23 protein-coding genes are annotated in these 23,898 nt (G+C 61.8%); 16 read left to right on the forward strand and 7 right to left on the reverse strand.

Translation table 11 applies throughout. The features are described from left to right. The first annotated feature begins 76 nt into the window (after window positions 1–76). From ABWL43_RS18540 to ABWL43_RS18585, 10 genes are all read left to right on the forward strand, one after another. Entirely contained in the window at window positions 77–520 is a 444-nt protein-coding gene (locus tag ABWL43_RS18540) for a GNAT family N-acetyltransferase (protein WP_404483506.1), read from the forward strand. Between the two features lie 18 nt (window positions 521–538). Beyond that, complete coding sequence (gene copC, locus ABWL43_RS18545; RefSeq protein WP_404483508.1) at window positions 539–904, forward strand: copper homeostasis periplasmic binding protein CopC; 366 nt, start codon at window positions 539–541, stop codon at window positions 902–904. 3 nt (window positions 905–907) lie between these two features. Next, the gene (gene copD, locus ABWL43_RS18550) at window positions 908–1,765 is read left to right on the forward strand and encodes a copper homeostasis membrane protein CopD (RefSeq protein WP_404483510.1); all 858 of its coding nucleotides are present in this window, start codon (window positions 908–910) and stop codon (window positions 1,763–1,765) included. A gap of 261 nt (window positions 1,766–2,026) precedes the next feature. Beyond that, window positions 2,027–3,289 (forward strand): OprD family porin, encoded by a 1,263-nt coding sequence (locus ABWL43_RS18555; RefSeq protein WP_404483512.1) that lies wholly within the window; start codon window positions 2,027–2,029, stop codon window positions 3,287–3,289. A gap of 197 nt (window positions 3,290–3,486) precedes the next feature. Then, window positions 3,487–4,311, forward strand: coding sequence for an NAD(P)-dependent oxidoreductase (locus tag ABWL43_RS18560; protein WP_145163752.1), 825 nt, complete (start codon window positions 3,487–3,489; stop codon window positions 4,309–4,311). 26 nt (window positions 4,312–4,337) lie between these two features. Beyond that, on the forward strand, window positions 4,338–5,213 hold the full coding sequence (locus tag ABWL43_RS18565) for an SMP-30/gluconolactonase/LRE family protein (RefSeq protein ID WP_145163750.1): 876 nt from the start codon (window positions 4,338–4,340) through the stop codon (window positions 5,211–5,213). A gap of 51 nt (window positions 5,214–5,264) precedes the next feature. After that, window positions 5,265–6,227 (forward strand): TRAP transporter substrate-binding protein, encoded by a 963-nt coding sequence (locus tag ABWL43_RS18570; RefSeq protein ID WP_242199301.1) that lies wholly within the window; start codon window positions 5,265–5,267, stop codon window positions 6,225–6,227. Window positions 6,228–6,293: 66 nt separating this feature from the next. Beyond that, on the forward strand, window positions 6,294–6,821 hold the full coding sequence (locus tag ABWL43_RS18575; protein ID WP_262206073.1) for a TRAP transporter small permease: 528 nt from the start codon (window positions 6,294–6,296) through the stop codon (window positions 6,819–6,821). Window position 6,822: 1 nt separating this feature from the next. Next, a complete protein-coding gene (locus ABWL43_RS18580) occupies window positions 6,823–8,103 on the forward strand; it encodes a TRAP transporter large permease (RefSeq protein ID WP_145163744.1) in 1,281 nt (426 codons plus the stop codon). A 95-nt stretch (window positions 8,104–8,198) separates the two neighbouring features. Then, the gene (locus ABWL43_RS18585) at window positions 8,199–9,104 is read left to right on the forward strand and encodes an aldose 1-epimerase (RefSeq protein ID WP_404483515.1); all 906 of its coding nucleotides are present in this window, start codon (window positions 8,199–8,201) and stop codon (window positions 9,102–9,104) included. A 66-nt stretch (window positions 9,105–9,170) separates the two neighbouring features. Here ABWL43_RS18585 and ABWL43_RS18590 read toward each other — a convergent pair whose 3' ends face one another. The 5 genes from ABWL43_RS18590 to ABWL43_RS18610 form a co-directional block, all read right to left on the reverse strand. Continuing rightward, the gene (locus ABWL43_RS18590; protein ID WP_242199297.1) at window positions 9,171–10,316 is read right to left on the reverse strand and encodes an HlyD family secretion protein; all 1,146 of its coding nucleotides are present in this window, start codon (window positions 10,314–10,316) and stop codon (window positions 9,171–9,173) included. Then, on the reverse strand, window positions 10,313–11,959 hold the full coding sequence (locus ABWL43_RS18595; protein ID WP_404483517.1) for an MFS transporter: 1,647 nt from the start codon (window positions 11,957–11,959) through the stop codon (window positions 10,313–10,315). The genes ABWL43_RS18590 and ABWL43_RS18595 overlap by 4 nt, the downstream gene beginning before the upstream one ends. 314 nt (window positions 11,960–12,273) lie before the next feature. Beyond that, window positions 12,274–13,080: a sulfite exporter TauE/SafE family protein gene (locus ABWL43_RS18600; protein WP_404483519.1), complete on the reverse strand. Its 807-nt coding sequence runs from the start codon at window positions 13,078–13,080 to the stop codon at window positions 12,274–12,276. Then, window positions 13,081–14,325, reverse strand: a complete 1,245-nt coding sequence (locus tag ABWL43_RS18605) for an FAD-dependent oxidoreductase (RefSeq protein ID WP_404483521.1) — start codon at window positions 14,323–14,325, stop codon at window positions 13,081–13,083. Between the two features lie 50 nt (window positions 14,326–14,375). Continuing rightward, on the reverse strand, window positions 14,376–14,711 hold the full coding sequence (locus ABWL43_RS18610) for a helix-turn-helix transcriptional regulator (protein WP_016974127.1): 336 nt from the start codon (window positions 14,709–14,711) through the stop codon (window positions 14,376–14,378). Between the two features lie 97 nt (window positions 14,712–14,808). Here ABWL43_RS18610 and ABWL43_RS18615 point away from each other — a divergent pair, with 97 nt between their 5' ends. Then, window positions 14,809–15,672: an MBL fold metallo-hydrolase gene (locus ABWL43_RS18615; protein WP_404483523.1), complete on the forward strand. Its 864-nt coding sequence runs from the start codon at window positions 14,809–14,811 to the stop codon at window positions 15,670–15,672. A 127-nt stretch (window positions 15,673–15,799) separates the two neighbouring features. On the opposite strand, the gene bkdR is transcribed toward ABWL43_RS18615, so the two are convergent. Then, window positions 15,800–16,288, reverse strand: coding sequence for a Bkd operon transcriptional regulator BkdR (gene bkdR, locus ABWL43_RS18620; protein ID WP_078743488.1), 489 nt, complete (start codon window positions 16,286–16,288; stop codon window positions 15,800–15,802). Window positions 16,289–16,483: 195 nt separating this feature from the next. On the opposite strand from bkdR, the gene ABWL43_RS18625 reads away from it, so the two are divergent. From ABWL43_RS18625 to ABWL43_RS18645, 5 genes are all read left to right on the forward strand, one after another. After that, entirely contained in the window at window positions 16,484–17,719 is a 1,236-nt protein-coding gene (locus ABWL43_RS18625) for a 3-methyl-2-oxobutanoate dehydrogenase (2-methylpropanoyl-transferring) subunit alpha (RefSeq protein WP_404483525.1), read from the forward strand. A 2-nt stretch (window positions 17,720–17,721) separates the two neighbouring features. Then, a complete protein-coding gene (locus ABWL43_RS18630; protein ID WP_016974130.1) occupies window positions 17,722–18,780 on the forward strand; it encodes an alpha-ketoacid dehydrogenase subunit beta in 1,059 nt (352 codons plus the stop codon). Next, entirely contained in the window at window positions 18,781–20,052 is a 1,272-nt protein-coding gene (locus tag ABWL43_RS18635; protein WP_262209233.1) for a dihydrolipoamide acetyltransferase family protein, read from the forward strand. Window positions 20,053–20,055: 3 nt separating this feature from the next. After that, window positions 20,056–21,435, forward strand: coding sequence for a dihydrolipoyl dehydrogenase (gene lpdA, locus ABWL43_RS18640; protein WP_145163727.1), 1,380 nt, complete (start codon window positions 20,056–20,058; stop codon window positions 21,433–21,435). Window positions 21,436–21,660: 225 nt separating this feature from the next. Next, window positions 21,661–22,680, forward strand: a complete 1,020-nt coding sequence (locus ABWL43_RS18645) for a branched-chain amino acid aminotransferase (RefSeq protein WP_404483528.1) — start codon at window positions 21,661–21,663, stop codon at window positions 22,678–22,680. Window positions 22,681–22,817: 137 nt separating this feature from the next. Here the strand turns inward: ABWL43_RS18645 and ABWL43_RS18650 are convergent, their stop codons facing one another. Continuing rightward, a complete protein-coding gene (locus ABWL43_RS18650) occupies window positions 22,818–23,711 on the reverse strand; it encodes a GNAT family acetyltransferase (protein WP_145163723.1) in 894 nt (297 codons plus the stop codon). Between the last annotated feature and the right edge of the window lie 187 nt (window positions 23,712–23,898).

Consider the following 23,898-nt stretch of genomic DNA (forward strand, 5'->3'; position numbering starts at 1 on the left):
ATGAAACTTCTTACGCGAACCTTTCCCCTGCAAAACGGATTGGTTAGGATCGCGATCCCCATGAAGGATCATTGCCATGACTATCCGACCTCGCGTGGCCGCCGACGACCCTGTGCTGGGAGCACTTTGGGAACGCTCGGTGCGGGCCACCCATGACTTCCTCCCCGAGGATGACATCCAGCGTTTGCTGCCGCTGGTACGCGACACTTACCTGCCGATGCCGGCCCTCGACGTTTGGGTCTATGAAGACCAGAACGGCATCGCCGGTTTTATCGGCACCGGCGGGCACAATGTAGAAATGCTGTTTATCGACCCCGATCGCCGTGGCCAGGGCATCGGCCGCCAATTGCTCGACCACGCCCGCGCGCGCCACGACACGCTGACGGTGGATGTAAACGAACAAAACCCGCAGGCCGTGGGCTTCTACCTGCACTATGGTTTTATCCAGGTCGCGCGCTCGCCGCTGGATGGCGAAGGCAAACCCTTTCCCTTGCTGCACATGGCCTTACCGACTCTCTAAACCTGAAGGTATTGAACAATGTTGATCAAGAAAACCCTGACCACCGTCGCCCTGCTCGCCTCCTTGCTGGGCGCCTCGGCGGCCTTTGCCCATGCCCACCTCAAAAGTTCGACACCGGCGGCTGACAGCTCCGTCGCCGCGCCCGCTGACCTGCACCTGACCTTCACCGAAGGCGTCGAAGCGACGTTCACCAAAGTGTCCCTGAGCAAGGACGGCACCGAAGTCGCGATCAAAGGCCTGGAAACCCCGGACGCCGACAAGAAAGTCCTGGTGGTCACGCCGGCGGCACCGCTGGCCGCCGGTACCTACAAAGTGGAATGGCACGCCGTGTCCGTGGACACCCACAAGAGTGAAGGCAGTTACAGCTTCAAGGTCGGCCAATAACCCATGGCGACCCTGCTGGTGCTGTGCCGCTTCCTGCATTTCATCGTCGTGCTGTTGATGTTCGGGGCCTGTGCGTTCAGGCCCTGGCTATTGGGCGCTGAACCGCAGCCGGCGCTGGACCGGCAACTGCTGCGCATCACCCGCGCGCTGGCCTGGCTGGGGCTGGGCTCTGGCGTGGCCTGGCTGCTGCTGATCACCGCCAGCATGGCCGGCAGCTGGGACGCGGCCTTGCAACCGGCCACCGTGCAGTTGGTGCTGGGCAAAACCTTTTTCGGCCAGGTGTGGGTCTGGCATCTGTTGCTGAACCTGCTACTGGTGATCGCGCTGATCAAACCCTGGCCGGCCCTGCGCCTGCCATTGACTGCGCTGCTGTTGGCAACGCTGGCACCTGTGGGCCATGGCGCCATGCTTAATGGCTTGAGCGGGCAATTGCTGATCCTCAACCAGGTGGTGCACCTGGTGTGCGTCGGCGCCTGGCTCGGTGGGCTGCTCGTGCTGGTGCTGATCTTCAGGCAGCCGCAGGGCTATGCGCTGGAGCCGATTCTCAAACGCTTCAGCGGCGTGGGTTACGGCCTGGTCGCCGGGTTGCTGGTGACGGGCTTGATCAACGTGCGCGTACTGACCGGGCAACTGTGGCCCACGCCGCTGTTCAACGGGTTCGCGCTGATTCTGTTGATCAAAGTGTTGCTGGTGCTGGGCATGTTGGCGCTGGCGTTGCTGAACAGGTTGCGCATTGAACGCTGCGAAGAACGCCAAGGCAGTTTGAAGGCCAGCGTCATGTTGGAATGGTTACTGGGTGTTTCAGCTGTAGCCGCCGTTTCGCTGCTGGGCACACTGCCGCCGATGGTCATGGCCAACTGAACATCGCTTTTGAAATGCAATCCCTGTGGGAGCTGGCTTGGCTGCGATGGCATCCACTCGGTGTACCTGATACACCGAGGCGTTTGCATCGAAGGCAAGCCAGCGCCCACATTGACCGTGCCCGCTTTTGATCGGCACACGCGACGTCATCGTACAACTTCCGCTTGACACCCCACAAAAACCCCGTAAATATCCCGCCAAATGTTGTACGACGACGTATAACAAATAATAAAAACAACAAAAGAAAAATGGAGCTTCTCTGTGAGTCAATTCGCCCGCAATTCCTCCTCACGTATCGGCCTTATCGGTCTCGGCAGCCTGGCGTTCACCCTGCCCCTCAGCGCACATGCCGATGGTTTTCTCGAAGACGCCAAAGCCTCGCTGAACCTGCGCAACGCCTACTTCAACCGCAACTTCACCAACCCCACTTACCCGCAAGCCAAGGCCGAGGAATGGACGCAAAACTTCATCCTCGATGCCAAATCCGGATTCACCCAGGGCACCGTGGGCTTTGGGCTCGACGTGCTGGGCCTGTATTCGCAAAAGCTCGATGGCGGCAAAGGCACAGGGGGCACTCAGTTGCTGCCGATCCACAGCGACGGCCGGCCGGCTGACAATTTCGGCCGTCTGGGCGTGGCCCTGAAAACCAAACTGTCGAAGACCGAACTGAAAGTCGGCGAATGGATGCCGGTGCTGCCGATCCTGCGCTCGGACGACGGCCGCTCGCTGCCCCAGACCTTTCGCGGCGGTCAGGTCACGTCCAATGAAATTGCCGGCTTGACGCTCTACGGCGGGCAGTTTCGCGGTAACAGCCCCCGTAATGACGCAAGCATGGAAGACATGTTCATGAACGGTAAAGCCGCGTTCACCTCCGACCGTTTCAACTTTGGCGGCGGCGAGTACAGCTTCAACGACAAGCGCACCCAGGTGGGCGTCTGGTATGCCGAGCTGACGGATATCTACCAGCAGCAGTATTTCAACCTGACCCACAGCCAGCCGGTAGGCAACTGGACCCTGGGCGCCAACCTCGGTTATTTCACCGGCAAGGAAGACGGCAGCGCCCTGGCCGGCGACCTCGACAACAAGACCGTGTCCGCCCTGCTCTCGGCGCGCTACAACGGCAACACGTTTTATGTCGGCCTGCAAAAGCTCACCGGTGACAGCCTGTGGATGCGGGTCAACGGCACCAGCGGCGGCACGCTCGCCAACGACAGTTACAACGCCAGCTACGATAACGCCAAGGAAAAATCCTGGCAGGTGCGCCATGACTTCAACTTTGTGGTGCTCGGCATTCCGGGGCTGACCATGATGAACCGCTATATCAGCGGCAGTAATGTGCACACCGGGGCGATCACCGACGGCAAGGAATGGGGGCGCGAATCGGAACTGGCCTACACCGTGCAGAGCGGCGCGCTGAGGGACTTGAACGTGCGGTGGAGGAACTCGACCCTGCGTCGGGACTTCAGCAACAATGAATTTGATGAGAATCGGATTTTTATCAGCTATCCGATTTCGCTGCTGTAAGGCGATGAATGTGGGAGCTGGCTTGCCTGCGATAGCGGTGTATCAGCAAAACATCTGTCAACTGACAGACTGCTATCGCAGGCAAGCCAGCTCCCATGTTTGATCGCACTCGTCAGCAAGGGCGTTGACAAGCCAGGGACGACCTAACGATACTTTCGGCAAGTCATACGACAACCTACAACAACAATGGAACCCTCATGACCACCTCTACCACCACGCCTGTTCCATTCAACCGCCTGTTGCTCACCGGTGCTGCCGGCGGCCTGGGCAAAGTCTTGCGCGAACGCCTGCGCCCTTACGCCCAAGTCCTGCGCCTGTCGGACATCGCCAACATGGCGCCGGCGGCCGATGCATCCGAAGAAGTACAACCCTGCGACCTTGCCGATAAACAAGCCGTGCACCACCTTGTGGAAGGCGTCGACGCCATCCTGCACTTCGGGGGCGTTTCAGTGGAGCGCTCGTTCGAAGAAGTCCTCGGCGCCAATATCAGCGGCGTGTTCCACATCTACGAAGCCGCTCGCCGCCACGGTGTGAAGCGTGTGATCTTCGCCAGCTCCAACCACGTGATCGGCTTCTACAAGCAAGGCGAAACCCTCGACGCCCGCTCGCCTCGCCGCCCGGACAGTTACTACGGTTTGTCCAAGTCCTATGGCGAAGACATGGCGAGTTTCTACTTCGACCGCTACGGCATCGAGACCGTGAGCATCCGCATCGGCTCCTCGTTCCCCGAACCGCAAAACCGCCGGATGATGCACACCTGGCTGAGCTTCGACGACCTCACTCAGTTGCTCGAACGCGCGCTGTACACGCCGAACGTCGGTCACACGGTGGTCTACGGCATGTCGGATAACCTCGATACCTGGTGGGACAACCGCTACGCCGCACACTTGGGTTTCACCCCCAAGGACAGCTCCGAAGTGTTCCGCGCGCAAGTCGAAACCCAGCCACCGGTCGCCGCCGATGACCCGGCCAAGGTCTATCAGGGCGGCGCCTTCTGCGCGGCGGGGCCGTTCGGTGACTGACTGCACACCCAAGGGATTGAGTTGCCATGACTGCTGAACTGATTGTTGACGCCCGCAATGCCGTGGGCGAATGCCCGGTGTGGGTGCCTGAGGAAAACGCGCTGTACTGGGTGGACATCCCCAACGGCGGCCTGCAACGCTGGAGCGCTGCCAGCGGCCACAGTGCCGCCTGGAAAGCCCCGCAGATGCTCGCCTGCATTGCGCGCACCACGGCGGGCAACTGGGTCGCCGGCATGGAAACCGGGTTTTTCCAACTCACGCCACACAATGACGGTAGCCTGGACACCACCGCGCTGGCGAGCGTCGAGCACCCGCGCCCCGACATGCGCCTCAACGACGGCCGCTGTGACCGCCAGGGTCGCTTCTGGGCCGGCAGCATGGTGTTGAACATGGGCCTGAATGCGCCCCAGGGCACACTCTACCGCTACGCCTGCGGTGCCGCGCCGCATGCCCAGTTGGACGGCTTTATCACCCTCAACGGCCTGGCATTCAGCCCGGACGGCCGCACAATGTATGCCTCGGACTCACACCCGCTGGTGCAGCAGATCTGGGCCTTCGATTACGACACCGAGACCGGCACGCCCTCCAATCGTCGCGTGTTTGTCGACATGCAGCAGTTTCTCGGTCGCCCCGACGGCGCGGCCGTCGACGCCGACGGCTGCTACTGGATCTGCGCCAACGACGCGGGGCTGATTCATCGCTTTACCCCCGACGGTCGCCTGGACCGTTCCCTCACCGTGCCGGTGAAAAAACCCACCATGTGCGCCTTTGGCGGCAGCCGCCTGGACACCTTGTTTGTCACCTCGATCCGTGATGACCAGAGTGAACAGTCGCTGTCCGGCGGCGTATTCGCCCTCAACCCCGGCGTCCAAGGACTGCCCGAACCGCGCTTCACCCTCTAGCTGCATTGCTGTGCCTTGAATACAAAAATAACAACACAGGAGTGACATTCCATGGACTTCAAACGCACCTTGCTCGCCGCCACACTCGTTGCCCTCAGCAGCGCCGCCCACGCGCTGGAAATCAAGTTCGCCGACATCCATCCCGCCGGCTACCCCACCGTCGTCGCTGAAGAGAACATGGGCAAAGCCCTGACCCAGCAAAGCAACGGCGAACTGACCTTCAAGTACTTCCCAGGCGGTGTTCTGGGCTCTGAAAAAGAAGTCGTCGAACAGGCCCAGGTCGGCGCAATCCAGATGACCCGGGTCAGCCTCGGCATCGTCGGCCCGGTGGTGCCGGACGTGAACGTGTTCAACCTGCCGTTCGTGTTCCGCGACCAGGCGCACATGCGCAAGGTCATCGATGGCCCGATCGGCGACGAGATCCTCGCCAAGATCACCGACTCCGAATTCGGCCTGGTAGCCTTGGCCTGGATGGACGGCGGCACGCGCAATATCTACACCAAGAAACCGGTACGTTCGATCGCAGACCTCAAGGGCATGAAGATTCGCGTGCAAGGCAACCCGCTGTTTATCGACGCTTTCAATGAAATGGGCGCCAACGGCATTGCCATGGACACCGGCGAGATCTTCAGCGCATTGCAGACCGGCGTGATTGACGGCGCGGAAAACAACCCGCCAACCCTGCTGGAGCACAACCACTTCCAGAACGCCAAGTTCTACACCCTCACCGAACACCTGATCCTGCCCGAACCCATCGTGATGTCGAAAATCACCTGGAACAAACTCACCCCCGCGCAACAGGACATGGTGAAAAACGCCGCCAAGGTTGCCCAGGCCGATGAGCGCGTGCTGTGGGACGCCAAGTCCGCCAGCAGCGAAACCAAGCTCAAGGCCGCCGGCGTCGAGTTCATCACTGTCGACAAAAAACCCTTCTATGAGGCCACCGCGCCCGTTCGCGCGAAGTACGGCGCAGCTTACGCCGACATCATCGAGCGCATCGACGCCGTCGAGTAAGCCCCCTCCTCCTCTTAGCTAGGCCCGGCGCGGTCCGCACTGACGTGCCCGGTTACGGTGAACGCCATGAAGAATCGACTGCTGCGCTTCAACGACCGCCTCTACATGACCTGCATCTGGGTCGCCGGCCTCTCGGTATTAGGCGTCGCGCTGATCATCCCCTGGGGCATTTTCGCCCGCTACATTCTCGGCACAGGCGCAAGCTGGCCAGAGCCCAGCGCCATCCTGCTGATGCTGGTGTTTACCTTTATCGGCGCCGCCGCCAGCTACCGCGCCGGGGCGCATATGTCGGTGGCCATGATCACCGACCGCCTGCCACCGCGCCAACGCCAACTCGTCGGCATCCTCTCGCAACTGTTGATGGCGACCATTTGCCTGTTCATGACGATTTGGGGCAGCAAGCTGTGCCTGTCCACCTGGAACCAGTTCATGAGCGCCATCCCTACCCTGCGCGTGGGCATCACCTATATGCCGATCCCGATTGGCGGCTTGCTGACCCTGGTGTTTGTGCTGGAGAAACTCCTGCTCGGCGACCAGAGCCACCGGCGCGTGGTGCGCTTTGACCTGGTTGAAGAAAGCGAAGGGGCTGCCTGACATGGACGCATTGATTCTGTTGGGCAGCTTTATCGCGTTGATCCTGATCGGCATGCCGGTCGCTTATGCCCTGGGGCTGTCGGCGCTGATCGGCGCGTGGTGGATCGACATTCCGTTCCAGGCCTTGATGATTCAGGTGGCAGGCGGAGTGAACAAGTTTTCGCTGATGGCGATTCCGTTCTTCGTGCTCGCCGGGGCGATCATGGCCGAAGGCGGCATGTCGCGCCGGCTGGTGGCGTTTGCCGGCGTGCTGGTGGGCTTTGTGCGCGGCGGCCTGTCGTTGGTCAACATTATGGCCTCGACGTTTTTCGGCGCCATTTCCGGCTCGTCAGTGGCAGACACCGCCTCGGTCGGCTCGGTGCTGATTCCGGAAATGGAACGGCGCGGCTACCCCAGGGAGTTCGCCACGGCGGTGACCATCAGCGGCTCGGTGCAGGCGCTGCTGACCCCGCCCAGCCACAATTCGGTGCTCTATTCCCTGGCAGCCGGCGGCACGGTGTCGATCGCTTCGCTGTTCATGGCCGGCGTGGTCCCGGGCCTGCTGATGAGCGCGTGCCTGATGGTGCTGTGCCTGATCTTCGCGAAGAAACGCGACTACCCCAAAGGTGAAGTCATCCCGCTGAAGCAGGCGCTGAAAATCTGCGCCGACGCGCTGTGGGGCCTGATGGCGATGGTGATCATTCTTGGCGGCATCCTCTCGGGCATTTTCACCGCCACCGAGTCCGCCGCGATTGCCGTGCTGTGGGCGTTCTTCGTGACCATGTTCATTTACCGCGACTACAAATGGCGCGAGCTGCCCAAGCTGATGCACCGCACGGTGCGCACCATCTCCATCGTGATGATCCTGATCGCCTTCGCCGCCAGCTTCGGCTACATCATGACCCTGATGCAGATCCCGGCGAAGATCACCACGATGTTCCTGACCCTGTCGGACAACCGCTACGTGATCCTGATGTGCATCAACATGATGCTGCTGTTGCTCGGCACCGTGATGGACATGGCGCCGCTGATCCTCATCCTCACGCCCATCCTGCTGCCGGTGATTCTCGGCATCGGCGTCGACCCGGTGCACTTCGGCATGATCATGCTGGTGAACCTGGGCATCGGCCTGATTACCCCGCCAGTGGGCGCGGTGCTGTTTGTCGGCGCGGCGGTGGGCAAGGTCAGTATCGAGAAAACCGTGAAGGCCCTGCTGCCGTTTTATGGCGTGCTGTTTCTGGTGCTGATGGCCGTCACCTACATCCCGGCGCTGTCGCTGTGGCTGCCGGGCCTGGTGCTGTAACCCTTTCTCCGAGGCCGAGGTTCAACTGTGGGCGCAGGCTTGCCAGCGTCCACAAATCACCTCTGTGTTGGTTCATTCATGCGGCGAGACACCCCATGCCCTCAGACTTGATCGAGCTCAGCGACCCACTCACCCACCTCACCCTGGCCCCGGCCCTGGGTGGCAGCATCGTAAATTGGACGGTGCGCGCCACCGGGCAGCCGTTGTTGCGACACAGTGACGAGCACGCGATAAATACCGGTTTACCCGGCAAGTTGGGGTGCTACCCGTTGGCGCCCTGGTCCAACCGGATCGCCCAAGGCGGTTTCGATAACCCCGACGGCTGGCTGGCGCTGACAGCCAACAGCCTGACCGATCCGTTGCCGATTCACGGCTCGGCCTGGCAACAGGCGTGGCACGTGGTCAGTCAGGCGGCGGATGAAGTGGTGCTGGCGCTGCGGTGCGACACACCATTCGCTTATCGCGCCGAACAGCGCTTTGCCTTGCGCGACGGTGAGCTGAGCATTGGGTTGCGCGTGACGCATCTGGCCGAACAGGCGGCGTGGCATGGCTTGGGGTTGCACCCTTACTTGCCGCGCACGCCGGGCACGCGGTTGCAGGCCAAGGCTGGGCAGGTGTGGATGAGCGATGCCTCAAAGCTGCCCACAGGATTGGCGCCGGTGCCGCAGGACTGGGATTTCAGCGCATTGAACACCCTGCCCGAAGGCCTGGTGGACAATGGGTTCTGCCAGTGGGACGGGCATTGCCGGATCGAGCAGCCGGCCTTGGGCTATACCCTGGAATGCCGGGCGACCGGGGCGGATTACTTCCTGCTGTATTGCCCGCCGGGGTTGGCATTCTTTTGCATTGAGCCGGTGAGCCATCCGGTGAATGCGCATCACCTGCCCGGCAGGCCGGGGCTGAGGTTATTGGAGCAAGGCCAGTCGACCCAACTCGATTTCACCCTCACATACAGTGCCCATGGGGACGCGGGCTTGCTCGCGAAAACGGTGGGTCGGTAACCGCGCGCTTTTCTGGCACTGCGCTTTTGCGAGCGCGCCCGCGTCCACAGGGTGACCTGTGCTGTGTCAGGGCGGGGTGTTTTTCAGGCGCCCCGCCGTGTCGATACTCACCACCACCGATAACCCCGGCCGCAGGCGCTCGCTCTCGGCCTGACCCGGGTCAACGGTGATCCGCACCGGCACGCGCTGGGCGATCTTCACAAAGTTGCCGGTGGCGTTGTCCGCCTGCAACAGGCTGAATTCCGAGCCGGTCGCCGGGGAAATGTGCTGCACCGTGCCATGAAATTTGCGGTGGTTCAGCGCGTCCACCGTGAAGGTTACCGGCTGGCCCACCTGCACATTGTCCATTTGGGTTTCTTTCATGTTGGCGATCACCCACAGCTGGGGCGGCACCAATGCCATCAACTGCGCACCGGAGTTGACGAAGGCGCCCAGGCGCACGCCGATCTGCCCGAGCTGGCCGTCACGCGGCGCGAGGATGCGGGTGTTGGACAGGTCGATGCGCGCCAGCTCCACTGCGGCGTCGGCGCTGGCCACGGCGGCTTCCAGTGAACCGCGGTTGACGATCACGGTTTGCAGGTCCTGCCGGGCGATTTCCAGGCTGGCCTGGGCCTGGGCCACGGCGGCGATGGTCTGGGCATTGGCGGCGCGCGTCACGTCCAGTTCACGCTTGGACACCGAGCCATCGCTGATCAGCTCTTCGTTACGGCGCAAGTCAGCGGTGCTTTTACGCGCCTGGGCCTGGCTGTCGACCAGCGCGGCCTGGCGCAGCTTGATGGTGGCTTCGGCGCTGTTGCGTTGCTGCACCACGTTGGCCAACGAGGCTTTCTGCACCGCCAGTTGCGCCAGCGCCTGGTCGAGGCGCTGCTTGTAAATGCGATCATCCAGGCGCACCAGCAGGTCGCCGGCCTTGACGAACTGGAAGTCCTGCACCGGCACTTCATACACATAGCCGCTCAGTTGCGGGCCGATAATCGTCACCTGGCCGCGCACCAGTGCGTTTTCAGTGCTCTCTACGGCGCTGCTGAAGGGCGGCAATTGCCAGGCATACAGCACGATCAGCACGCCGACGATGGCAATCGCGGCAAAGCCCAACGATGAGATGATGCGCACCCGCAGTGAGCGTGGCTCAGTTGCGGTTGCTCCCGGTGGAGCGGTGCCTTCCGGGGTGGAGGCGATGGCGTTGGTGGTGGTCGTGGTTGTTTCGGTCATGAAGTAACGCCGCTGGGTTGAACGGGAGGGGCTGCTGCCTTGGTGGTGCTCATCAGCCACAGACTGCGGATGAAGATCCAGAGCATGGTGAGAATCGCGATGATCGCAATCAACATGAACACATCGTTGTAGGCCATCACATTCGCCTCACGCGTGGCCGCCGTGGCCAGGCTGCGAATGCCCATCAGGTTGCGCAATTGCGGGTCGGCGATGACACCGCCATACGCCGAACCGCCGCTCTGCACCCGCGCAGCCACACGCGGGTCCAGTAAGGTCAGGTGTTCGACGATCATGCTGGAGTGATACTTCTCGCGCACGATCTGGAAAGTGCCCAGCAACGCTGCGCCTATCAGGCCGCCAAGGTTCTGGCAGATGCCGAACATCACCGAAAAACTCACCAGGTTGCGCGGGTTGGTCAGCACGTTGCGCGTGCCCAGTACCATGGTCGGCCCCAGAAAGAAGGTGCCGCCAAAGCCTAGCAGGAACTGGCTGATATACAGGTTCTGTGGACGGGTCAGGTTGCTTGAGAAGCTGTCCATCACCGAGCCGGTGGCCATCAGCGCCAGGGAGATGATCAGGGGCATCAACAGGTGCGCCGGGTTGATCGTCAGCGCACTGACCACCAGCCCGGCAATCGCCCCGGCCAGCATCACCACGTACAGCGTGTGCATCTGCTGGTAGCTCATGTTCAACATTTGCATGAAGCCCACGGCGCCAGTGGATTGCTCCGACAACACCATGCGAATCAATACCACGGCCAGGGCCAGGCGAATCATCACCCCACTGCCGAGCCAACGGGTCATCAGCAACGGATTGGTGCGGTTATGCTCGATGGCCAGGCCGGCCATGATCAGCACCAGGGAACAGGCCGACGCCACGCCGATCCACGGGGCTTCCAGCCACCAGTCGATACGCCCCAGCGACAGCACCGCGCACAGCAGCGCCACGCCGGTGGCGAGGATGCCGAAGGTGAGGAAGTCGAGTTTTTCAAAGGTCTTGAAGCGATCGCCCGGCGGCAGTTTGAGCAGGAAGACGCAACCCAGGCAGATCAGCGCCATGCCCAGTTCGAACAGGTACAGCCCGCGCCACTCGGCAATTTGCAGCAGGTCTTCAGAGAACAACCGTGCCAGCGGCAGTGCCAGCTGCGCGGTGCCCAGGCCGAGCACCAGGGCTTTCATGCGCCACTTGGCAGGGAACGCCTGGATCATGTAGTACAAACCCAGCGAACTCAGCGCCGCGCCCACCATACCGTGAGCCGCCCGCACCGCGATGGCGGAGCTGAGGTCGTTGACGAACAAGTGGCCGAAGGTGACCAGCGCATATAGCACCAGAAACACCTCGGTAAACGCGCGCAGGCCGAACTGCTGGCGAAACTTCACCAGCAGCAGGTTCATGCACACGTTGGTCATCACATAGGCGGCGGGCAGCCAGGCCATCTCCGCGGTGGTCGCGCCCAAGGCGCCTTGCAGGTATTGCAGGTTGGCGATCACCAGCGCGTTGCCCAGCCCACCAGTGATTGCCACCAGCACGCCGACCATTGCAAACAGCCAACGCTTGGGCGTGGAGTGCAGCGGCGTCGACGGCGAGCCGGGCAGGCTCGGGCGCTCGTGGGGCTGCCAGGCGTGGGGGGTGTATTTGTCCATTCGGTGGCCTTGATAAGCCGACGTGCAAGGTCGGTGAATCCATTACTCAGGGAGTAGTAAACCTGAGAGACGTGCATCTTGCCATGTCAGGGCAGCAATTGAACGCTTGAACGGGCACGCTCAAAACGGTGGGAAGCAGGCTTGTCGTGGCGAGCGGGCTTGCCCCGCGTAGGGGCGCGAAGCGGCCCTTGATGCTGACGACGCGATTTTTTTGAGAACTGGGGTGACTTTCTGGGGCTGCTGCGCAGCCCAACGCGGGGCAAGCCCGCTCGCCACGCAGGATTGTGGCGTCTCTGGACGGTTTCAACTTCAGGTCAGAGCGCGGCCTTGAGCAGCATGCCGGCGGCCACTACCACACACAGGCTGGCAAAGCCGACTTGCAGGGTGCGCGCCTTGATCACCGAACACAGGCGCCGCCCAATCAGCATGCCCACGATGCTCGCGCCGATAAACACCCAGCCCACAGGCTCGATGCTCACCCCGGCATGAAACGCACCCGCGACGCCAATCAGCGAGATCAGGCTGATCACCATCAACGAGGTGGCGACGATGCCGCGCATTTGCACATCCGTCAGTTGCTTGAACGCCGGCACGATCAGAAAGCCGCCACCCACGCCAAGCAAACCCGACACGGCACCGGTCACCGCGCCGAGGGCGGCCAACGTGGCGCTGCACTTGGCCGTCCAGGCCAAGCGCCCGGTCTGCTGATCAAGCATGCAGTTCTTCTGGCCCCACGACGCGGCGCCATGGTCACTTGGCCCGGCCTCGACCTTTTCGCGCTGCAACATGCGCCAGGCGACCAGCACCATCAATGCGCTGAACAGCCCCATCAGCACGGGCTCCGGCAGTTGATGGGCGAAAAATACACCCAGGGGCGAAAACACTGCGCCGAGCAACGCGATCAATAAGGCCGCGCGGTAACGCACCAGACCATGGCGCAAGCCGTCGATTGCGCCGACCGCCGCCGCCGCGCCCACCGCGAGCAATGACACCGGCGCCGCCTGGGTCATCGTCAAGCCCAACCCCAATACCAGCGCCGGCACCCCAAGGATGCCGCCGCCCGCGCCCGTGAGGCCCATGACCAGGCCCATCAACACGCCCAACACGCTTGCCAGCAGCATTTAATCCACCTTGCTCAGACGGGTCAGCCACTCGCGGCCCTTGAGCATGCCGTTCCAGTAGAACCACGGCAGCAGCGTGGCCTTGAGAAACCACATCGAACGGCGCGCCCGGGTCGGGTCCAGTGGGAAGGTCGGCAGCAGCTTGCCGCCGTAGCCGAACTCGGCCAGCACCACCTTGCCCTTCTCCACCGTCAGTGGGCAGGAACCATAGCCGTCGTACTTGAGCGGCAGCGGCGCCTGTTTGCGCAGGGCCAGCAGGTTTTCAGCGACCACCACGATCTGCTTGCGCACAGCGGCGGCGGTCTTGGCATTGGTGGTGCCGCACACATCGCCCAGGCCAAAGACGTGCGGGTAACGCAGGTGTTGCAGGCTGTGGGGGTTCACTTCGCACCAGCCGGCAGCGTCAGCCAGCGGGCTTTGGCGGATAAAGTCCGGGGAGACTTGCGGCGGGACCACGTGCAGCAGGTCGAAGGATTTCTCTTCAACCGTGACCGTGCCCGCCGCGTCTTTTACCTCGAACCAGGCCTTGCGTGCCGGACCATCAACCTTGACCAGGTTGGAGTTGAACGCCAGGCGCGCGTGGTATTTTTCGACGTATTTCATCAACGGCGGCACAAAGGTCGCGACGCCAAACAGCGCGGCGCCCGCGAGATCGAATTCGACGTCGATGTTTTTCAGGTGGCCTTGTTTAAGCCAGTGATCGCAGGACAGGTACATCGCCTTTTGCGGCGCCCCCGCGCATTTGATCGGCATGGCCGGCTGGGTAAAGATCGCCTTGCCGCCCTTGAGCTGTTGCACCAGTTGCCAGGTGTAGGCGGCGTGCTCGTAGCTGTAATTGGAGGTCACGCCGTTTTGGCCCAAGGTGTCTTGCAGGCCTTCGACCTTTTCCCAGGCCAGGCGCAGGCCGGGGCACACGATCAGGTTGTTCCAGGTGACGCGCTGGCCGCTGTCGAGCACCAGGGTCTGCGCCTCGGGCAGCAGTTCGGTGACCGCGGCCTGCACCCAGGTGACGCCATTGGGCAGTACGTCGGCGAGTGGGCGCCGGGTCTTTTTGACGTCGTAGGCGCCGCCGCCGACCAGGGTCCAGGCCGGCTGGTAGCAGTGATATTCGCTCGGTTCGATCAGGGTGATGTTCAGGTGCGGGTCACGTTTGAGCAGGCTGGCCAGCAGGCCGATGCCCGCTGAACCGCCGCCGATGACTACGATATCGCCACTGATGGTAGGGCCACAGTGTTGGTCATTCATGGTCAATCGCCTTTCTTTTACATGCACACAAGGGTCGCTGCCGGATGGCGTCACGCCCAGCTTTTCATGACCGCGCCGCAGTACAGCCCGGACAGGGTTTTCATCACTTGAATCACTTCATGGCTGGCCAGCCCGTAGAAAATGTATTTGCCTTCCCGACGGGTGGCGACCAACCCTTCGTCACGCAGGATGCCCAACTGTTGAGACAGCGTGGGCTGGCGCACGCCGGTCAGCGCTTCCAGTTCACCCACGTTGCGCTCGCCCTGGGTCAACTGGCACAGGATCAACAAACGGTCCTCGTTGGCCAACGCCTTGAGCAAGGAGCAGGCCTTGGACGCCGATGCGCGCAACTGGGCGACTTCGCCCTCACTCAGAGTAGATTCCATTTGCTTCGGGTCCTTCACGTCACTTAAGCTCAAAACATTATGTGTAAACGTAAACTGATTGTAACGACTTTTTTCTTCCTCAACAGGGACAGCCGCCATGCCAGCGTTGATTCACGCTTTTCTGGACGAGGCATCGTCGACCTTCACCTACGTCATCCATGAGACGGACGGCGGCCCATGTGCCATCGTCGACTCGGTGCTCAATTACGACCCGGCCTCCGGGCGTACCGACACGGCCCAGGCCGACAAAGTCATCGCGTTTGTGCGTGAGCACGGCCTGCAGGTGCAATGGCTGCTGGAAACCCATGCGCATGCCGATCACCTGTCTGCCGCGCCGTACCTGCGCCGCACGCTGGGCGGCAAGATCGCCATTGGTCAGTCGATCAGCAAGGTCCAGGATGTGTTCAAGAACTTGTTCAACCTGGAGCCGGAATTTCGCGTCGATGGCTCGCAGTTCGACCATTTGTTTGCGCCGGATGAGGTCTTTCATATCGGCAACCTGAAGGCCCAGGCGCTGCATGTACCCGGGCATACCCCGGCGGACATGGCCTACCTGATCGACGACCGCTTGATTCTGGTGGGTGACACGCTGTTCATGCCGGACGTGGGTACGGCGCGCTGCGACTTCCCGGGTGGCGATGCGCGGCAGTTGTATGCGTCGATGCGCAAGCTCTTGGCATTTGCACCTGAAACCCAGTTGTACGTCTGTCATGACTACCCGCCTGAGGGGCGGCAGGCGAAATGCCTGACTACGGTGGCCGAGCAGCGCGCGGGGAATATTCATGTGCATGACGGCGTGGATGAGGCGGCGTTTGTAGCGATGCGCACCCAGCGTGATGCCGGGCTGGGCATGCCGACGTTGTTGCTGCCGGCGATCCAGGTGAATGTGCGGGCGGGGCATATGCCGCCGGCCGAAGAGAATGGGGTGGTTTATCTGAAGATCCCACTCAACCAACTGTAAGGACACCGAACCCACTGTGGGAGCTGGCTTGCCTGCGATGGCGGTATTGCTGACACCCATTTGTCAGCTGACCCACCGCTATCGCAGGCAAGCCAGCTCCCACTTTTTTACAGCGGCGCGGCTGAGGTCATGTGCCGAGGTTGATGCCATTGGCGGGTAAAGGCAGCGCGGTCTTGTAGCGCACTTGCTTAAGCGCAAAGCTGGAGCGAATGTTGGCGACGCCGGGCACTTTGGTCAGAAAGTCCATCATGAAGCGCTCCAGCGACTGGATCGTCGGCACCAGCACGCGGATCAGGTAGTCCGGGTCGCCGGCCATCAGGTAACACTCCATCACTTCCGGGCGGTCCGAGATCGCGCCTTCGAACTGCTGCAACGCCAGCTCGTTCTGCTTTTCCAGGCTCACATGAATAAACACGTTGACGTGCAGCCCAAGCAAATCGGCATCGAGCAGCGTGACCTGGTCACGGATCAACCCCAGCTCCTCCATCGCCTTCACCCGGTTGAAACACGGTGTGGGTGACAGGTTGACCGAGCGGGCCAGGTCGGCGTTCGTGATGCGCGCGTTCTCCTGCAGGGCGTTGAGAATGCCGATATCGGTACGGTCCAGTTTGCGCATGAGACAAAATCACCTGTTTATTATGTTTATGCAGTTTTTTTATCCGCAAATGATCACGAGCGCAACGAAACAGAGATAAATATTCTTCTACGCCACGCCTATGATTGTTGTAGGACAAGATTTCTCCTACCCGGAGACGGACTGTCAGCTAGCGCGCCCACTACAAGAAATTCACAAGATAGAGCGTAGAAAGCCATGACCCAGCAGTACGAACCACTGCGTCTGCACGTGCCCGAACCCTCGGGCCGCCCAGGCTGCAAGACCGACTTTACCTACCTGCGTCTGACCGACGCCGGCCTGGTGCGCAAACCCGCCATCGACGTAGAACCCGCCGACACCGCCGACCTGGCCAAGGGCCTGATTCGCGTACTCGACGACCAGGGCCAGGCCCTTGGCCCGTGGGCCGAAGGCATTCCCGTCGAGATCCTGCGCAGAGGCATGCGCGCCATGCTCAAGACGCGGATCTTCGACAACCGCATGGTGGTCGCCCAGCGCCAGAAAAAAATGTCGTTCTACATGCAAAGCCTTGGCGAAGAAGCCATCGGCAGCGCTCAGGCCCTGGCCTTGAACATCGACGACATGTGCTTCCCCACCTATCGCCAGCAAAGCATCCTGATGGCGCGCGAAGTGCCGCTGGTGGACCTGATCTGCCAACTGCTGTCCAACGAGCGCGACCCGCTCAAGGGCCGCCAATTGCCCATCATGTACTCGGTCAAGGACGCCGGTTTCTTCACTATTTCCGGCAACCTCGCCACCCAATTCGTACAAGGTGTGGGCTGGGGCATGGCCTCGGCGATCAAGGGCGACACCAAAATTGCCTCGGCCTGGATCGGCGACGGCGCCACCGCCGAATCCGACTTCCACACCGCCCTCACCTTCGCCCACGTCTACCGTGCGCCAGTGATTCTCAACGTGGTCAACAACCAGTGGGCCATCTCCACCTTCCAGGCCATCGCCGGCGGTGAAGCCACCACCTTCGCCGGACGCGGCGTCGGTTGCGGTATCGCCTCCCTGCGCGTGGACGGCAACGACTTTATCGCGGTGTACGCCGCCTCCGCCTGGGCGGCCGAGCGTGCGCGCCGCAACCTCGGGCCAACGCTGATCGAGTGGGTTACCTACCGCGCCGGCCCGCACTCGACTTCCGATGATCCGTCCAAATACCGTCCCGCCGACGACTGGAGCCACTTCCCGCTGGGCGACCCGATTGCCCGCCTCAAACAGCACTTGATCAAGATTGGCCAGTGGTCCGAAGAGGAACACGCGGCGGTCAGTGCCGAACTTGAGGCCGAAGTGGTCAAGGCGCAAAAAGAAGCCGAACAGTACGGCACCCTGGCCGGTGGCCAGATTCCAAGCGCCGCGACCATGTTCGAAGACGTTTATAAAGAGATGCCGGAGCACTTGAAGCGCCAGCGTCAAGAGTTGGGGATCTGACCATGAACGATCACAACAACAGTATCGAAGTAGAAACCGCCATGACCACCACCACCATGACCATGATCCAGGCCTTGCGCTCGGCCATGGATGTGATGCTTGAGCGTGACGATAACGTGGTGGTGTTCGGCCAGGACGTCGGTTACTTCGGCGGTGTGTTCCGTTGCACCGAAGGCTTGCAGAACAAGTACGGCAGCTCGCGGGTATTCGACGCGCCGATCTCCGAAAGCGGCATCGTAGGTGTGGCGGTGGGCATGGGGGCCTACGGGCTGCGCCCGGTGGCAGAAATCCAGTTCGCCGACTACGTCTACCCCGCGACCGACCAGATCATCTCCGAAGCTGCACGCCTGCGTTATCGCTCGGCCGGCCAGTTCACTGCGCCGCTGACCATGCGCATGCCCTGCGGCGGCGGCATCTACGGCGGCCAGACCCACAGCCAGAGCATCGAAGCGGTGTTCACCCAGGTCTGCGGCCTGCGCACGGTGATGCCGTCCAACCCGTATGACGCCAAAGGCCTGCTGATTGCCTCGATCGAAAACGACGACCCGGTGATCTTCCTCGAGCCCAAACGCCTGTACAACGGCCCGTTCGACGGCCACCACGACCGCCCGGTAACGCCGTGGTCGAAACACCCGCAAGCGCAAGTCCCGGACGGGTACTACACCGTGCCACTGGACGTGGCCGCCATCGTGCGTCCTGGCTCGGCCGTCACCGTGCTGACCTACGGCACCACCGTGTATGTGTCGCAAGTGGCTGCCGAAGAAACCGGCATCGATGCTGAAGTTATCGACCTGCGCAGCCTGTGGCCGCTGGATTTGGAAACCATCGTCAAGTCGGTGAAAAAGACCGGCCGTTGCGTGGTGGTGCACGAAGCCACCCGCACCTGCGGTTTTGGTGCCGAGCTGGTGTCGCTGGTGCAAGAGCATTGCTTCCATCACCTGGAAGCGCCGATCGAACGCGTCACCGGCTGGGACACCCCCTACCCGCACGCGCAGGAGTGGGCGTATTTCCCAGGGCCGTCCCGCGTGGGCGCGGCGTTGAAACGGGTCATGGAGGTCTGAATGGGCACGCACGTTATCAAGATGCCGGACATTGGCGAAGGCATCGCAGAAGTTGAACTGTCGGTATGGCACGTGAAAGTCGGCGACCTGGTGGTTGAAGACCAGGTGCTGGCGGATGTGATGACCGATAAGGCGATGGTGGACATTCCCTCGCCGGTGCACGGCAAAGTGATTTCCCTCGGCGGCGAGCCGGGTGAAGTCATGGCCGTGGGCAGTATTTTGATCAGCATTGAAGTGGAAGGCGCGGGTAACGCCAAGGATGTACCGGCGGTGGCTGCACCGGCTGACGCTGCACCTGCACCCGCACCTGCGCCGGTTGCTGAAGCCAAACCCGCGCCAGCGCCAAGCAAGCCTGCGCCCGTGGTTGCGGCTCAAGCACCTGTGGCCCGGGAAGCTGACGAACGCCCATTGGCCTCGCCTGCCGTGCGTAAACATGCCTTGGATGCTGGCATCCAGCTACGCCTGGTGCAGGGCTCTGGTCCGGCCGGCCGGATTCTGCACGAAGATTTGGAGGCTTTCTTGCTCCAGCGTCCGGCGCAAAATAAAGCCGTTGCCAACCCCTACGCCGAACGCACCGACGAAGAACAAATCCCGGTGATCGGCATGCGCCGCAAGATTGCCCAGCGCATGCAGGACGCCACCCGGCGCGCCGCGCATTTCAGCTATGTGGAAGAAATCGACGTCACCGCCCTCGACGAGTTGCGCGTGCACCTCAACGAGAAGCACGGTGCCACGCGCGGCAAGCTGACCCTGCTGCCGTTTATCGTGCGCGCCATGGTCGTGGCGTTGCGCGATTTTCCGCAGATCAACGCGCGGTATGACGACGAAGCCCAAGTCATCACCCGCCTTGGCGCGGTGCATGTGGGCGTCGCCACCCAGAGCGACGTCGGCCTGATGGTGCCAGTGGTGCGTCACGCCGAAGCGCGCAGCCTGTGGGGCAACGCCGAGGAAATCGCGCGTTTGGCCATCGCCGCACGCAATGGCAAGGCCAGTCGTGACGAGCTGTCGGGTTCGACGATCACCCTGACCAGCCTGGGCGCGCTGGGCGGCATCGTCAGCACGCCGGTGCTGAACCTGCCGGAAGTGGCCATCGTCGGCGTCAACCGCATCGTTGAGCGGCCGATGGTGATCAAGGGCCAGATCGTGATCCGCAAGATGATGAACCTCTCCAGCTCCTTTGATCACCGCGTGGTCGACGGCATGGACGCGGCGCAATTCATCCAGGCCATTCGCGGCCTGCTCGAACAACCCGCCAGCCTGTTTTTGGAGTAAGGCATGTCCCAGACATTACACACCACGCTGCTGATCATCGGTGGCGGCCCTGGCGGTTACGTGGCGGCGATTCGCGCTGGCCAGTTGGGCATCCCGACCATCCTGGTCGAAGGCCAGGCGTTGGGCGGTACTTGCCTGAACATCGGCTGCATTCCGTCCAAAGCCTTGATTCACGTGGCTGAGCAATTTCAGCAAACCGTGCACCACAGCCAGGGTTCGCAGTTGGGCATCGAAGTCGACGTGCCGACGCTGGATATCCGCAAGAGCGTGGAATGGAAAGACGGCATTGTCGATCGCCTGACCACGGGCGTCGCCGCGCTGCTGAAAAAGCACAAAGTGCAGGTGATTCACGGCTGGGCCAAGGTGGTCGACGGCAAGACCATCGACGTCGGTGACCAGCGTATCCACTGCGAACACCTGCTGCTGGCCACCGGCTCGAAAAGCGTCAACCTGCCGATGCTGCCGATTGGCGGGCCGATCATCTCCTCCACCGAAGCCCTGGCGCCCACGCATGTGCCCAAGCGCCTGATTGTGGTGGGTGGCGGCTATATCGGTCTGGAGCTGGGCATTGCCTACCGCAAGCTTGGCGCCGAGGTCAGTGTGGTCGAGGCGCAGGAACATATCCTGCCCGCCTATGACGCCGAGCTGACATTGCCGGTGGCCGAATCCCTCAAGCAACTGGGCGTGAAGCTGTACCTCAAGCACAGCGTCACCGGTTTTGAGAACCAGTGCCTGCAAGTGCGCGATCCAAATGGCGACACCTTGTCGCTGGAGACCGATCAGGTGCTGGTGGCTGTGGGTCGCAAACCCAATACCCAGGGCTGGAACCTGGAAGCGCTGAACCTGGACATGAACGGTTCGGCAATCAGGATCGACAGCCGTTGCCAGACCAGCATGCGCAATGTCTGGGCGATCGGCGACCTGAGCGGCGAGCCGATGCTGGCCCATCGCGCCATGGCTCAGGGCGAGATGGTGGCCGAACTGATCAGCGGTAAATCCCGCGAGTTCAACCCGGCTGCGATCCCGGCCGTGTGCTTTACCGACCCGGAACTGGTGGTGGTCGGCAAGACCCCGGACGAAGCCAAGGCCGCGGGCCTGGACTGCATCGTTTCGAGCTTCCCGTTTGCGGCTAATGGCCGGGCGATGACGCTGGAGTCGAAAACCGGCTTTGTGCGTGTGGTCGCGCGGCGTGACAACCACCTGATTGTGGGCTGGCAAGCGGTAGGCGTGGGCGTCTCCGAGCTGTCCACCGCCTTCGGCCTGAGCCTGGAAATGGGCGCGCGTCTGGAAGATGTGGCCGGCACCATCCACGCCCACCCGACGCTCGGCGAAGCTGTACAAGAGGCGGCTTTAAGAGCCTTGGGCCACGCGCTGCACCTGTAAATCCGCGGTGAGGCTATCGCGGGCAAGCCCGGCTCCCACAGGAGAATGCATTCCAAATGTGGGAGCTGGCTTGCCTGCGATAACGGTGGATCAGCCCACACACATGCTGAACGGCCCACCCACCTGCTCCCACACCGGCCAATAATGCAGTATTGTTGCGCCCATCCAGAAAAAAACCGACAAGCCTGCCTTCGACCAGGCGGTTGACCAGAGATAGAGGGTGTCATGGGTAACGAAAGCATCAATTGGGACAAGCTGGGTTTTGACTACATCAAGACCGACAAGCGGTTTCTCCAGGTCTGGAAAAACGGCGAATGGCAAGAAGGCAGCCTGACCGACGACAACGTGCTGCACATCAGCGAGGGCTCCACCGCCCTGCACTATGGCCAGCAATGCTTTGAAGGCCTCAAGGCCTATCGTTGCAAGGACGGTTCGATCAACCTGTTCCGCCCTGACCAGAACGCCGCGCGCATGCAGCGCAGCTGTGCACGCCTGCTGATGCCGCACGTGTCGACCGAAGACTTCATCGAAGCGTGCAAACAAGTGGTCAAGGCCAACGAACGGTTCATCCCGCCGTACGGCAGCGGCGGCGCGCTGTACCTGCGCCCGTTCGTGATCGGCACCGGTGACAACATCGGCGTGCGTACCGCGCCGGAGTTCATCTTCTCGGTCTTCGCGATCCCGGTCGGCGCCTACTTCAAAGGCGGCCTGGTGCCGCACAACTTCCAGATCTCCACTTTCGACCGCGCCGCGCCACAAGGCACCGGCGCCGCCAAAGTAGGTGGCAACTACGCTGCCAGCCTGATGCCGGGTGCCGAAGCGAAAAAATCCGGTTTCGCCGATGCGATCTACCTGGACCCGATGACCCACTCGAAGATCGAAGAAGTCGGCTCGGCCAACTTCTTCGGCATCACCCACGACAACCAGTTCATCACGCCGAAATCGCCTTCGGTGCTGCCAGGCATCACCCGCCTGTCGCTGATCGAGCTGGCCCAGTCGCGCCTGGGCCTGAAAGTGGTTGAGGGCGAAGTGTTCATCGACAAACTGGATCAGTTCAAGGAAGCCGGTGCCTGCGGCACAGCCGCCGTGATCTCGCCGATCGGCGGCATCCAGTACAACGGCAAGCTGCACGTGTTCCACAGCGAAACCGAAGTCGGCCCGATCACCCAGCAGCTCTACAAAGAGCTGACCGGCGTGCAAACCGGCGACGTCGAGGCGCCAGAAGGCTGGATCGTCAAGGTCTAAGCCCAAAAGCCAGCAACACCACAAAACCCATGTGGGAACTGGCTTGCCTGCGATGGCGGTCTATCAGTGACTGAATAAGTTGACTGACTCACCGCCATCGCGGGCAAGCCCGCTCCCACATTGGCGTTACGGTGTTTTCAGGATTGCGGCGGGATATTCACGGCGACCTTCTTGCCCATACTGATCCTCGGCTCCACCCCATACCCCAGCGCCTCATAAAACCCCACCACCGCATCATTGCCGCCCGTAATCTGCAAATTGATCTTCATGCACCCCAGTGCAGTCAGCGCCTGTTCGGCATACCGCACCAACGAAGCCCCCAGGCCCTGCCGGCGATAATCGCTGTGTACCGCCACCGAATACAGCCAACCACGATGCCCGTCGTAACCGGCGAGAATGCTGCCGATCACAGCCTTTTTATCCGTGGCCACAAAAAACAACCCATCGTTGACCGCCAGCTTCTTATCAATCGCCAACGTCGGCAGGTTGTGCGCGGTGTCGTACCCGAACGCCTGCTGCCACAAAGCCACCACTTGCGCACGGTGCTGACGGTCGCGATACGGCCCGATGGGGTGGCGGGATAACAGTGCTTTCTCCATCACCAGCGTGCGCTCGTTACCGTGGTAGACGTCGCGCACGGTGTGGAAACCCATCTTGGTGTAGAACGGCTCGGCGGTCAGCGAAGACGGTACGCTCAAGACCGTCACCCCGGCCTCTCGCGCACGCAGTTCGATCTCAATCATCAGCAACCGGCCAATACCCTGCCCCTGCAACGCCGGGTTGACGAATACCGAGCGCACCACATTGGCATCCAGCGCCGCGGTGGCGACGATCACCTGACCCTGCACCGCCACCAGCACAACCCGACGCTGGAGCAAGGCCAGCACGGCGTCAGGGGTAAAATTGCTCGCCACGCGAGCGATCACATCCGCCGGGTAATCCCGCGCATTGCTGCTGTGTAAGGCCGCCAGGATGACCTGGCTGATCCCCTCGGCATCGGCTGCCTGGGCGAGACGAACGGCGGTAGACATGATTGCTCCTGGCTGAAAACAGATTTCATTAGCACCGCCATACTAATGTGGGAGCTGGCTTGCCTGCGATAGCGATCTATCTGTTAGTACAGTTGGCACTGATACACGGCTATCGCCGGCAAGCCAGCGCCCACGAAATCAACAGTGGGAGGGAGCTTGCTCCCGATAAGGGCGTGTCTGGCGATGC

It is taken from the genome of Pseudomonas sp. HT11 (assembly GCF_044875395.1).
Classification (GTDB): Bacteria; Pseudomonadota; Gammaproteobacteria; order Pseudomonadales; family Pseudomonadaceae; genus Aquipseudomonas.